This window comes from Pararhizobium sp. PWRC1-1 (assembly GCF_049897905.1).
Taxonomy (GTDB): Bacteria; Pseudomonadota; Alphaproteobacteria; order Rhizobiales; family Rhizobiaceae; genus Pararhizobium.
Map to the genome: position 1 here is coordinate 1 of NZ_JAFCXE010000014.1, position 12,032 is coordinate 12,032.

General features: G+C 57.4%; 9 protein-coding genes and 3 pseudogenes. 8 read left to right on the forward strand and 4 right to left on the reverse strand.

The genetic code is table 11. The features are described 5' to 3' along the window. The coding region (locus tag ACP7E0_RS20535; RefSeq protein ID WP_426127355.1) for a transposase at positions 1–267 on the reverse strand (267 nt) is incomplete at its 3' end. A gap of 310 nt (positions 268–577) precedes the next feature. Here ACP7E0_RS20535 and ACP7E0_RS20540 point away from each other — a divergent pair. Together ACP7E0_RS20540 and ACP7E0_RS20545 are read left to right on the forward strand one after the other, a co-directional pair. Further along, positions 578–1,366 (forward strand): annotated as a pseudogene (locus tag ACP7E0_RS20540) (Tn3 family transposase); the annotation flags it as partial. Between the two features lie 510 nt (positions 1,367–1,876). Continuing rightward, positions 1,877–2,296, forward strand: coding sequence for an Rrf2 family transcriptional regulator (locus tag ACP7E0_RS20545; RefSeq protein ID WP_426127356.1), 420 nt, complete (start codon positions 1,877–1,879; stop codon positions 2,294–2,296). 998 nt (positions 2,297–3,294) lie between these two features. On the opposite strand, the gene ACP7E0_RS20550 is transcribed toward ACP7E0_RS20545, so the two are convergent. Beyond that, positions 3,295–4,383 (reverse strand): DUF475 domain-containing protein, encoded by a 1,089-nt coding sequence (locus tag ACP7E0_RS20550; RefSeq protein WP_426127358.1) that lies wholly within the window; start codon positions 4,381–4,383, stop codon positions 3,295–3,297. Positions 4,384–5,774: 1,391 nt separating this feature from the next. Here ACP7E0_RS20550 and ACP7E0_RS20555 point away from each other — a divergent pair. Both ACP7E0_RS20555 and ACP7E0_RS20560 read left to right on the forward strand, forming a co-directional pair. Then, entirely contained in the window at positions 5,775–6,344 is a 570-nt protein-coding gene (locus tag ACP7E0_RS20555) for a hypothetical protein (RefSeq protein WP_426127360.1), read from the forward strand. Further along, positions 6,341–6,676: a hypothetical protein gene (locus tag ACP7E0_RS20560; protein WP_426127675.1), complete on the forward strand. Its 336-nt coding sequence runs from the start codon at positions 6,341–6,343 to the stop codon at positions 6,674–6,676. The genes ACP7E0_RS20555 and ACP7E0_RS20560 overlap by 4 nt, the downstream gene beginning before the upstream one ends. 628 nt (positions 6,677–7,304) lie before the next feature. Here the strand turns inward: ACP7E0_RS20560 and ACP7E0_RS20565 are convergent. Both ACP7E0_RS20565 and ACP7E0_RS20570 read right to left on the reverse strand, forming a co-directional pair. Continuing rightward, a complete protein-coding gene (locus tag ACP7E0_RS20565) occupies positions 7,305–7,745 on the reverse strand; it encodes an acetyltransferase (protein WP_426127362.1) in 441 nt (146 codons plus the stop codon). A gap of 570 nt (positions 7,746–8,315) precedes the next feature. Further along, a pseudogene (locus ACP7E0_RS20570) lies at positions 8,316–9,435 on the reverse strand (RHE_PE00001 family protein). A 183-nt stretch (positions 9,436–9,618) separates the two neighbouring features. Between ACP7E0_RS20570 and ACP7E0_RS20575 the strand changes: the two are divergent. The 4 genes and pseudogenes from ACP7E0_RS20575 to ACP7E0_RS20590 all read left to right on the forward strand — a co-directional run. Beyond that, complete coding sequence (locus ACP7E0_RS20575; RefSeq protein WP_426127363.1) at positions 9,619–9,876, forward strand: type II toxin-antitoxin system VapB family antitoxin; 258 nt, start codon at positions 9,619–9,621, stop codon at positions 9,874–9,876. Continuing rightward, positions 9,873–10,277, forward strand: a complete 405-nt coding sequence (locus ACP7E0_RS20580; RefSeq protein ID WP_426127364.1) for a type II toxin-antitoxin system VapC family toxin — start codon at positions 9,873–9,875, stop codon at positions 10,275–10,277. The genes ACP7E0_RS20575 and ACP7E0_RS20580 overlap by 4 nt, the downstream gene beginning before the upstream one ends. Next, positions 10,274–11,416 carry a site-specific integrase gene (locus ACP7E0_RS20585; protein WP_426127366.1) on the forward strand — a complete coding sequence of 381 codons (1,143 nt, stop codon included), beginning with the start codon at positions 10,274–10,276 and terminating at the stop codon, positions 11,414–11,416. Before ACP7E0_RS20580 ends, ACP7E0_RS20585 begins: the two co-directional genes overlap by 4 nt. Before the next feature lie 328 nt (positions 11,417–11,744). After that, positions 11,745–11,855 (forward strand): annotated as a pseudogene (locus tag ACP7E0_RS20590) (hypothetical protein); the annotation flags it as partial. Positions 11,856–12,032 lie beyond the last annotated feature (177 nt).

Here is a 12,032-nt window from a genome sequence, read left to right on the forward strand (position 1 = left end):
CTCAAGGAAGCTCGGGAAATAGCTGCCTGTGCGAAGCTTCGGAATGCGCAACTCGACGGTGCCCGCTCGCGTCTCCCAGTCCCGGTCGCGATAACCGTTGCGCTGGGCCAGTCGGAAGCCATTCTTCTCGCCATAACCCGCGCCGGTCTTCGTCCCGACCTCCAGCGCCATCAGCTTCTCGGCAGCAAAGCCGATCATATCCCGCAGCAAATCGGCGTCGGCGCTCTTCTCAACGAGTGAGCGCAGGTTCATCATGTCGTCGGTCATCAGTGGTGTCCTTCAGGTTGGTCTTGAACAACCCGACCCTACCGGAAAACACTGGTGACCACCGCTACGCCGCCCGCTCCCTACAGCACTATGGAAGGTGCGCTTGCGAGCGGCTTCGCTATCGCCCAGCTACACCACTCGGCGGGACACGATCCGAGCTCACTGAACAAGAGTCCTCAAGGGTCAGCGGCTTGACGTTGTAGAATGACCTACAATTTAGGGCCGAACAAGTTCCGACTGTTCACCCTGGGAACTAGCAGTTGATAAAAAAATGACGGATTATCCCTGAATTGGCGTTATCGAGGATGACAACGACCAGTTCGCGCCGTTCGCATCACAAACTATTCCCGCGACAGTCAGCGAGGCACCATACATCCTGGATGGCCTGCTGATGAATGAGGCCGGTCGGCAGGTTGGAGAGCAATATGCGGATACGGGAGGGTTTACCGATCACCTGTTCGGAACCAACGGCATGCTCGGATACCGCCTTGTTCTGCGCATCCGCGATCTTCCATCGAAGCGCCTTTACGTGTTCAATCCCGCAGGGACGCCGAAGGATTTGCGCAAACTGGTTGGCGGCAAGATCCGTGAGGAGCTGATCATTGCGAACTGGCCCGACCTGTTCCGCTGCGCCGCAACTATGGCTGCCGGCAAGATCAAGCCGAGCCAGTTGCTCCGCAAGCTTGCCTCCTACCCGCGCCAGAACGATCTGGCGGTTGCGCTGCGCGAGGTTGGCCGCGTGGAACGGACACTCTTTATTTTAGAATGGATCCTCGACACGGACATGCAGCGGCGTGCCCAGATCGGCCTCAACAAGGGCGAGGCCCACCATGCTCTCAAGAATGCGCTGCGTATCGGTCGCCAGGGTGAAATCCGTGACCGCACCACCGAGGGCCAGCATTACCGCATCGCCGGGCTGAACCTGCTCACCGCAATCATCATCTACTGGAACACCCTCCATCTCGGCCACGCGGTCGCAGAGCGCCGGAATGAAGGACTTGATGTGCCGCCCGAACTTCTGGCGCATATCTCTCCGCTGGGTTGGGCACATATATTACTGACCGGCGAATATCTCTGGCCCAACGCCGCAAGCGCTTAGAGTGTCATTTCGCCCCCAGCCGGAACCGACCCCTATCTTGCGGAACTGCAGCTCGAAGGACGTTCCGCAAATGCTTTGGCCGGAGAAGCCGGATCGGGCAACCTTCCTGAAAGAGGGGCACTCTATCTAAGGCATCTTCGCCGCATGCGGGAACTCTACAACGAGCGGCGCAACCTCTTAATGAGCGGTCTTGAGCGAGCTGGCTTTCGAGACGTAACTACCGCAGCTTTGTCCGTGATTGTCCCCTTGCCGAGAGGATACGACGATCAGCACATTGCCATGACGGCGAGAGAGGCGCAGTTTGGACCAGCCCCCTTGTCGCTCTGGTATTCCGCTTCCGCTCGCGGAAGATCAGGTCTGCTGCTCAGCGTGACCAATGTAAATGAGCGTCGTGTGGATGAGAGCTGCCAGCGGCTTAAACAGTGCGTTGACGTTGGAACCTGCCTGGTCCCGCCGGCATTGTTCGCGATCTCAACATCATGAACAACAAGGCCAGGAAGCGGTGTTCGAATGAGGGGTAGTAGTGGTCCCAGCCAAGCGATCTGCGCAGTGGTCCTCATCGCCCAGCTTGATGGAGAAATCATCGCAGCTTCAGCACTAGCGAGGCTGCTCGGCGTCTCGAAATCTTATCTTCTGAAACGTTTGCAGTCCCTTTCAGGTGCCGGGATTTTGACGGCAATGCCTGGCACATTTGGCGGTTACCGGCTGTCCAAATCTGCCGAGACCATAACAGTCCTTGATGTCCTTGACGCAATTGAGGGCAAAAGACGTCGCCCGTCCCTTAAGCGTGCTTCTCAATCTGGCGCTGGCATTGTTCCTAACTGTGTGGAGGGTGCGTTGGAGAAAGCTGAGTGCGCCCATCGCATAGCTCTTGAACAGGTCTCGATCAGAGACTTGGTCAAGAAAGCGGAGGCAAAGACGGCGACGTGAATTTTATCGATGAAAAACTCTCCGCCGCAGAAGCTCAGGACAATACGTGCATTGAAAGTAGAATAATGACGACGCCGAAAATTTGAGCCGCAGCCGATTGAAAGAGGTCACCGCAACCACCGTCCCGGTGGGACATCACAGGCCCAAGGCAGCCCTGCGATCTCGGGTAAAGGTCGAGGATCAGGCAGATACCTTGCGGACTTCGGGGAAACAGGGGACAAGAGGTGCTTTGCAAGTGCGCACCGAATTTCGACACAGCAGGCGTCACAGTCCGATCATCAGATACGCGGCGTTATGGACAAACTGCCGTCAACCAGACCATAAACGCGTGAATGCCGCTGAGTTCTGACAGAAGACTGCCGAAGGAAGGGCGGTTTTTGTCGGATCTCGGTGGATTCAGGATGGAGTCTGCCTCGCGAACCGAGCCGCTCCGGCTCAGCGGACAATGCAAGCGCGCTTCTCACTTCCAGCCTATTCCTGCCTAACGGTGGGAAAATCGGTCGTCCTGTGACATACTGCCAAGGTCTCAAAGAATTCTGCCCGACAGTCAACACGGGACGCGACGATGCATATGAATGACAAGGGTCTCCGGTACCGTATGGCAATCGTGATCTTGGGGGTGATCGTGATCGCCTATGCGTATGGGTTGCTTTGAGCCTTGTACTTGTGTCCCCGACGGAGGCAGACCGATGAGGAGATTTGGGCTCAAGGCGGATTGAGTCACCGACCAGCCAAGAGAGGATGCGCCCCGCCGCACACTGCCGCCCCGAACTGAGCTTTAGTTCTCAGCACCGCGGCATAAGTACCGAACAAGGCGTTGTAGCGCGGAAGCGGGTGCGAATATGATTCGCAGGACGGCCGATGACAAGAGATTGCGCGAGGGCGAGCAGATCGCCGTGCAACGGACGGAAGTTTTCATCCGTTCAATCCCATGGACCTGAACCGAATGAACGAATCTAAAAGGTCCTGATCCTAAAAAACGGCCCGCTAGGGGCGGCTCATTTTGGTCTTCGATTATTTTCGTCGTCAGACCTCCGCGCCTCCCGCCGGTTGTGGCGGATCGAGGACCAGAGCGAGAGACCGATGAGGCCGGCGCCGCCGAGGCCGGTAATGACCTCGGGAATATGCACCAGCGTCTGGAAATACATAACGATCGAAAGGATCAGGATCGCATAGAAGGCACCGTGTTCTAAGTAGCGGTATTCACTGAGCGTATCCTTGTCGACCAGCATGATCGTCATGGAGCGAACATACATCGCGCCAATTCCGAGGCCGATTGCGATGATGAAGAGATTCTGCGTCAGGGCGAAGGCGCCGATGACGCCGTCGAAGGAGAAGCTGGCATCGAGCACCTCCAGGTAGAGAAATGCTCCGAAACCGCCCTTGGCCGCAGCGCTCATGGTTTTCTGGGAGGCATCCAGCAGACCACCGACGATGTGGACGACGAAGTATGTCAGCAGACCGTAGACCGCCGCATGGACGAAGGCGATCGCCTCTTCCCCCTCGAGCAGGGTTGAAAAACCGAGGATGAGACCCAGCACGAAGGCGATCTCGATGCCCTTGATGGTCGCGAAGCGCGCCATTTTTCGCTCGATCCAAGCGATCCAGTGCACGTCCTTCTCGTGGTCGAAGAAGTAGTTGAGGCCAACCATCATCAGGAACGTTCCGCCGAAGCCAGCGATCGGCAGATGCGCCTCGTGCATGATGCGGGCATATTCCTCCGGCCTTGCCGCCGCAAGAATCACCGCATCGCTCGGGCCGATTTTCGCGGCCACGACGACAATCAGGAGCGGGAAGACGATGCGCATGCCGAAGACAGCGATGATGATCCCCCACGTAAGGAATCGGTGCTGCCAGACCGGCGTCATGTCCTTGAGCGTGTTGGCGTTGACGATGGCGTTGTCGAACGACAGGGAGATTTCGAGGACGGCGAGCACGCTGCACACGAAGAAGACCGTCGCCATGCCGCTGAGAGTGCGGGTCGATTGCCAACCGACCCATCCGCCAAGCAGGAGGCCGATGGCCGTGACGATAAAAGCCCATCTGAAATAATCAAGTGCGGCCGTTTGAGGACGGGTCTGATTCATGCGCGAAGCTCCCTTGCGCGCGCGCTGGACGCTTCAGCGAAGGGGAGATTCGGTGCAAGAAACAAACGCCCATCCGTAAGGGCACATGCGTGAGGTATAGGGTGGAAGGGCAGCTGCGGCTGTGCAGGATCGCGCGGCGCAAGGCGCTGACAACGCAGAGCGGGATCCCTCTCATGGAGAAGGCCAATCGGAGCCTGTTTTCTCGGTCGCGTGGTCATTCCGTCTTGCCACCAATGCAAACGCCTGAATTCTGTATCACCTAGCGTTCGTAGGCGACAAGAAAATCCTGACTGCTGGAGCCGCGTAAGAATCTACGCTAACGACGCCAGCCCTGAGAAACGCAAGTTCCTCGCCTGGCATGAGAATGCAGCATCGGCCTTTTGGCTGCTCCTGGCCGACGAGATCGGCGTTCGAACCTTGTCGTCCGCGATCCGGCTGAAGTCCCGAATCAAGGGCGTGTTTGCTTGCTAAAACTCCAGTAGTTCCGGAATTTCAGGACTGGGGCATGATCTTACGTCGGTGCCGCACCGTCTGAGCGCAGCTTGCCACGATGCGTTTCGACAGACATCCCTGCCCTTTCATCGACCGGATCAGGAGACGCTTGGCTGCGTCGGTGTGGCGCGGGCCCTGAGCGATTTCGTCGAGTATATAGCCATCCTTGATTGGGCTGGATGGCTTTCGCCGCCGGTGGATTTGGACCAGCTCGACCGACACGACCGTTGCGTGATTGTGGGCTATGAAGGAGCTCGATACGTTGAATCAGGCGGCATTAATGAACAATTTGGTTGAATAAATTCTGGCGATGCCTTGGCTTTTGGTTGCTCGGGGAACTCTTCCCGACGTAAAGCGTGGCTAAAAGAGGAAGCGTTGCACAGCTTTAGGACCCGCATTGATGACCATGAGCAATCAAAGCGGCCCATCTTCATCTCACCACCGCCCTAGACAGCCTCTCGCCGCAAAATCCAATAGAGCATCAAGGGATGGAAATTAGTCGCTCTACGTCCAAGGGCTGGATTGCCGATAACTGCAGGGGCCTCGCGAGTACCGCAGCGCGCCCCATTGGCGGCGCCATGATCACGCCTACCCTTTCCGTCATGTTTTGGTCGTGATGGGACATGAACGCGCGACCCCTTTGGTTTAGTGGCCGCATCTTTATCAAATTTCCCAATCGTGGAAGCTACTTGCTTCTAGAAATGGCAGGTCATTGAGCCGTCTGCGGCCCAGCCCGACGGGTTCACTTCCAACAAGGGTTAACATTCCCATTGGCGCTCCGATCTCTGTATGGGACACCAGCTCATTACGCCCGCCCCACGGTATTTACATTCATTATATTTGACAAAACAGTTGGATGCACTCAAATGTCCTCAGTCCTAGGACAAAGGACATAGACAATGAAAAGTCAGGATATTGTCGTCCTGCTGAAATTGATCAGCTTGCAGGACCAAGAGCTCGAGAAGGGCTCAGATGGATTGCGATCGGAGTCGATCGGCGGAGATCCCTATGCTGTCCGAAATCTGGAAAATCTTACAGGCATTAGCAAAACAGAAATTGCCCAATCCATCAAGCGAAGTGTAGCATCCGGTATCGCACGGAAAGACAACGCGAAAAATGAGCCACGCCCACACCGACGAAACCTGTTCAACTTCATCACTCACGGTTTGAGATTCGTATTCCCCGCAAATCCGGGCCCCATGCAACGCGGCATCCCGACGGCGTTCGCGGCCCCTATGCTGGAAGGGTTGCTCGTCAGTGGCGGAAGCTACAACTACGTGTGGCCATACGCCGAAGGGCAAGAGATGGGGCAATCAGTGGAACCATTGTTCAAGAGTGTGCCGGAAGCAGCCTTGAAGGACCAGCACCTCTATGAATATCTGGCTCTGGTCGATGCCATCAGACTTGGCAACCAGCGCGAGGTCGGACTGGCAAGCGATCACCTCAAATCAAGGATGCTCGCGAAATGACCGAGATCCGCGAGCAGCTGTTGGAGATGCTAAAGGCCGTCGCTACCGCTCTTGGCGATGACCTCCGAAACCGTCTCGTCTTTGTCGGAGGATGCACAACTGCGTTGTTCATCACAGACCCGGTGACGCTGGAAGACGTCAGGTCGACGGACGATATCGATCTGATCGTCGAGCATCATCATATCGATGCCGCGTCGACACGACCTCGATGTCGGACGGATGATCAAGCTGGTCGCAGAATTCCAGTCGAGCATGCTGTTTTCGGGCTTTCTGATCCGTGGAGGGATAACGGTGTCGTTTTGCACTTAACCGTAAGATTCTGCCGTGAGTGAAATCAGATAGTTAAAGGCGCACATAATTTGAGACTTGGCATTTAACTTGAGACTTCCGACCCACCCTTTGCCAGTTAAAATGAGACTCGGCCAAGACGTCGTTTCGAACGGATCTCTTGCACTCCTCCACAGTATTCAACGATTACAAACCGTTACGCCGAGCGCAACCGCCGTATCCTCGGCGGCGTGGCGTGTGGGAGTCTCGCTTTAAGTGCCTGACGCCATCATAACCGCCGGAATCTCACGGTTAAGTGCCAAACGACATTTCGAAAGTAAGTCGAAAGTGTCGATATGTCGCCTTGAAGAAATCTGAACCGAAGACCCGTAATCCCGATCGTATGGAATGACGAGCAATTATGGCAGCTTTTACAAATCTTTATAAGATCAGGGGCCGTAACCGGAGCTCTTGTTACAGTGCCTGACACCTGAAACAGCGCGATGCGAACGTCTCAAGCCGATTTCCGCTTACGAAGCGCGGCTTCCACCGATGTGACACCACGGGTGCGAGCGTTTGCCGAGCACCTCTTGCGGTTGCTTGAATCCTTCAGGCGCAGTGCGATACTGCCGTTTCAGATCAGCGGTCAGGCAACCGAATCTATACGGAACCACAGTGGATCCGCCGCGCGCGCTAAAGCGGCGCATACCGTAAGTGGATCAACGGGTATGGCTTGCCTTGACCGTCGACTTCAGATCGTCCGGTCCGGATAAATTCCATTCGCTCGTAGAAGCCGATGGCCTGATGATTTTGTTCGTTCACGTCAGTGGTCATGTCAGGCCTGTCTACCAGTGCCTCTTCTAACATCATCCGACCAACACCCCTCCCACGATATTCGGGATCGATGAAGAGCGCCTCCAGGTGGCGATCGGAAACCAACATGAAGCCTACCGTGTTGCCGGCCTCATTCACGGCAAGTGTGAGGGGTGCGGTCGGCAAGAACCCAGAGAGCATATCGTCAAGCTCGGCTCGGTACTCCAGCGACAGGAAGTCGTGCGTAGCATCGACGGACGATCTCCAGATCTCCATGACGCGGTCAGCGTCGGCAGCGGTCGAATCTCGGAACGTAATCATTCCGGCTCACTAGTGCCATTAGTCAGAAGGTGCAATCCCATAAAGCCGAGATCTGAGTTCAACGCCATTTGCCGGGCTGCTTAGGTACTGACTCGTTGTCAGAGAGCTTTCACTCGGCTGTCACGGGCGGTGTGGCAATGCTGATTAATGACGCCCTTTCGTTCGGCATGACCAGCGAGGGACGCTTGCCCGTTGGTCTTAGGGTGATGCTTGGCTGCGGTGAACTCGTCGCCCCTGGTTTTAGCGCGTGCGATATCGTGGAGCGCGCGTGGACGGCTGAAGGGATATGTCTGCCGAAATTTCGACTCCGCCTTACCGACGATAGCGTCCCGGACAGTCGTCGATCTTTCACGCTTCTGAACTGATAGGAAGGACTTCGCCGATCGAGTGCTCTACACGACGTCTCGATACATGGAACACACCGCTCCGAATTTCGAGCGACAGCGTTCGATAGAGGCTGGACTCGTCGCCAAGGGGGGTGTGGACAGCGACGGAAACGGCCCGGAAGGTCGCGCCTTCAACGCGCTGTTAAAAGGCATTATAAAACAGTGATTGAACAATTTTGTACCGCTAGATGACACCCCATGCCCGAAACCTCCCCCTCCCCGTCATCTCCCTAAGGCCAAGCTCCAAAACGATCCGCCGCGCCGCCTGCGGCGTGACGTCGAGCGTTTTCGCAACCATCTTGGCCGACACCAACGGCTTGGCCAGCACCAGATCGACCAGCTCTGGCAATCTCGAAGACGTGCGGCGCCCGTCCAGCTTCCGCTCGAGCAGTGTTCGGGCCAACGCCAGCCGGTCATGTTCCTTCAGCCCGATCTCGGCGGCCAACAAAAGCCCATGCGCGATCGCAAGCAGCCGGGTCCCCCGGTCGCGATGCCGACGACGATCGACTGGAATGGATTTCAGGCCGGTATTGATGGCGGCGAGATGGGCACCGGTGGTAACGCCGGTCTTGCGCAATATCGACGCGGCCAACAGCCGGCCAAGCCAGGGCGCGTGTTGCAGAACAGCGAGCTCGTTCCAGGCATCGAGGGCGACAATCGCGTGCAAAACCGCCGGCAGATGCTCGGCTTGTCGCAACACGCCGCGCCATTCCTCCAGCCGGGCATCCTCGTCCCAGTCGAGATCGTAGATCATCGGATCTTTCTCTTGGTCGCCACTCCAGCCCGGCCGTGTTGCGTTCTCGATTGCCGCCTCCGATCGGGCGAGAACCGCATCGATGGCGGCATAATCGATGCCGGGGAGATGTTCGATGTCGTCGGCGTCTTCCCCCCTCGCCTTCCGGATCGTTAGCGACTGCGCGCCGGATGGCATCGGCAGCCGCCGTGATCTCCGAGGTTTTGCGCAGCGACCGAACCCCGTCTTCCGACAGGGCCCAGCCTGGGAGTTGGGCGGCGATGCGCCGGCGGGTGCGCAGGACGTCGCGGGCGATTGTCAGTTCGTGGGTGGGTGTGCGAATATCTCTAATATCGTCGTGGAGGACGAGGTCTTCGAGATGGACGAGTTCGCCGTCGATCCACAGCGAAGCGCAGGCGTCGGCAAAATGGGATCGTTCGATCCATCCCTGGCCGACCGGTGAACGGGCGATGCGCTCGTCCAGACGCGTGAGGGCGATGCCGGCGCGGAAAGCCGGTTCCATCAGGGCTGCAATGCTGATTTTGGCGAGATCGTAAGCCATTGAAATCATGGTAAATGATTTGCTAAAGGAACTCTATATGAATATTGCGGTTCGCTACATTGTATTATTGCGAGTTGGGCGTCTGAACCATCGATAAGTAAAGGTTATCGATGGTTAGCCATCTGAGCGCTACTCCTTGCCATCTTGCCTCACAAACGCTATGCTTGAGCCATCCAATCGATGAGGAACACCATGTCCGAACCACAGCTTTCTATCCGCAGCGGCAAGGCGAGAGATCTTGCGCATGCGCTCGCTCGCCGCACCGGTCAGCCAATAAACCGCCTCGTTGAACTGGCGCTTGAACGCTACGACCAGGAACTTTCAGAGAAACCGGCCCAAACGCCCGCGGCTGCTCTGTGGGACCTGATGGCTGAAGGACGCCGCTCGGTGCCCGCTGGCACCACCTCCGCCCACGACGATCTCTACGACGAAAACGGCCTGCCGATATGATCGTAATCGATACATCGGCGATAGTGGCGACATCGCTGAATGAACCCGAAGCGGAACTGTTCCACTCACTTGTCACTCGAGAAGAAATCCTGGTCGGTTGGCCGACCCTTCTCGAGGCGCGTATGGTGCTGGCGGGTAAAAACTTCCCGAACGCCGGGGCGATCATCAAACAGCTTGTAGACCTGCCAAATGTGACTGCGGTCGACTTCGGTGAACGGCATTATTACGCTGCTGAGAAAGCTTTTGACCGGTTTGGAAAGGGCCGTCACCCGGCCAGCCTGAACATGGGCGACTGTTATTCCTACGCTGTCGCCGGGGTTTCCAAAGCGCCGCTGCTGTTCAAGGGGCATGATTTTGGGCAGACGGATTTGAAACTACATCCCGCGTCGTCAATGGAATGACAAGCGTTGTCCGTGACCCGATCGATCGTCGTGGACAAGAGCTCGACACGATCGCTGCCGTCCTGCCGATGGAGCGGCGCGACGAACTCGCAGAGTTGCTCACGGACCAAGATGTCGAAACGCTGCGGCACCTGGTCAACGAGGGCATGGGCGCCAATACCCTGCGCGCACTGACCTCGGATCTCGCCTATCTGGAGGCCTGGGGATTGGCGGCGACCGGAAAGTCGCTGCCCTGGCCGGTGCCGGAAGCGCTGCTTTTGAAATTCGTCGCCCATCATCTCTGGGATCCGGAAAAGCGTGCTGCCGATCTCGATCACGGCATGCCTGTAGACGTCGACGAAAATCTTCGAAGCCAGGGGTTTCTGAAATCCGTCGGTCCGCACGCGCCATCGACGGTCCGCCGGCGGCTGGCCAACTGGTCGACGCTGACCAAATGGCGAGGCCTCGAGGGAGCCTTCGCCTCCCCTGCCCTCAAATCAGCTATTCGGCTGGCGATCCGAGCCGCGCCAAGACAACGTTTTCGCAAGAGCGCCAAGGCGGTCACCGGTGACGTGCTGGCAAAACTGCTGGCGACCTGCGCCAGCGACAGCCTGCGCGATCTGCGGGACCGGGCGATGCTGATGGTCGCCTTTGCCTCCGGTGGCCGCCGGCGCAGCGAGATCGCCGGTTTGCGTGTAGAGCAGTTGAGCCTGGAGACGCCAATCGAGACGCCGGACGGACCTCCCCTCCCGTCTCTCGCCATTCATCTCGGCCGCACCAAAACCGCCTCCGGCGAACAGGACGATGTCGTTTATCTCACCGGCCGTCCGGTGGAGGCGCTCAATGCCTGGATGGCGGCGGCAAAGATCGACAGCGGAAGCGTGTTTCGGGGGATTGGGCGATGGGGGACTGTTTCGAAGCGGGCGATCGATCCGCAGTCGGTCAATGCCATCCTCAAGCAGCGAGCGGAGATGGCTGGGTTGGAGGCAGCGGAGTTTTCGGCGCACGGGCTGCGGTCAGGTTATCTCACGGAAGCCGCCAATCTCGGGATCCCCCTCCCCGAGGCGATGGAGCAGTCACGACACCGCTCTGTTCAGCAAGCGTCCAGCTATTACAACAACGCAACCAGGCGCAGTGGACGCGCTGCTCGAATGATTTAGGCCGGCTCAGGCTAGGCGTCTGACAATGCATTATCGGACGTGTTATTTATGATCGAGAGATGGCGCAAGTCATCGAGCAAAACAGCGAAAATTACGCCGGCGAGAGCTCAACGCCGTCTCTCAGCATAGCGCCCAGCCGTGATCTTTTCTCGCGCCGAAGATCGATCGAGACCAACCCGCTTCCCTCCCCTGAATGAAGTGGGACGTGGTACCGAGCGAGCCCAAGCGATTGGCAGCCCTTTTAAGAGCTAGAAACTTGGCCATGGCTCGAGAGTAACCTTGCAATTATGGATCTTAACTCCATAATTGCAATGATAAACTCGTCATCCTGGACGAAGTCCATCGAGTTCCAGATCTTTTCCAGAACCTTCGCGGACTGATCGACCGAGGACGGCGCAAGGGACTACGCAGCGGTCGTTCAGCCTCGATGGATCTCCTGAAACAGTCCGGCGAGAGTTTAGCCGGGCGGATCGCGTATCTGGAACTTCCGCCGATTGACGGCCTCGAAGTTGAGGCCAGTGACCTTAACAAACTTTGGACCAGAGGAGGCTTTCCAGACAGTCTCCTCGCCACGAATGAATCGATAGCCATTGCTGGCGCCTCGATTTCATCAGGA

Bases quoted from the DNA above. Each gene is read 5' to 3' on its own strand.
- ACP7E0_RS20545 (WP_426127356.1), top strand. From the start codon at position 1,877: ATGAGGGGTAGTAGTGGTCCCAGCCAAGCGATCTGCGCAGTGGTCCTC.
- ACP7E0_RS20550 (WP_426127358.1), bottom strand. From the start codon at position 4,383: ATGAATCAGACCCGTCCTCAAACGGCCGCACTTGATTATTTCAGATGG.
- ACP7E0_RS20555 (WP_426127360.1), top strand. From the start codon at position 5,775: ATGAAAAGTCAGGATATTGTCGTCCTGCTGAAATTGATCAGCTTGCAG.
- ACP7E0_RS20560 (WP_426127675.1), top strand. From the start codon at position 6,341: ATGACCGAGATCCGCGAGCAGCTGTTGGAGATGCTAAAGGCCGTCGCT.
- ACP7E0_RS20565 (WP_426127362.1), bottom strand. From the start codon at position 7,745: ATGATTACGTTCCGAGATTCGACCGCTGCCGACGCTGACCGCGTCATG.
- ACP7E0_RS20575 (WP_426127363.1), top strand. From the start codon at position 9,619: ATGTCCGAACCACAGCTTTCTATCCGCAGCGGCAAGGCGAGAGATCTT.
- ACP7E0_RS20580 (WP_426127364.1), top strand. From the start codon at position 9,873: ATGATCGTAATCGATACATCGGCGATAGTGGCGACATCGCTGAATGAA.
- ACP7E0_RS20585 (WP_426127366.1), top strand. From the start codon at position 10,274: ATGACAAGCGTTGTCCGTGACCCGATCGATCGTCGTGGACAAGAGCTC.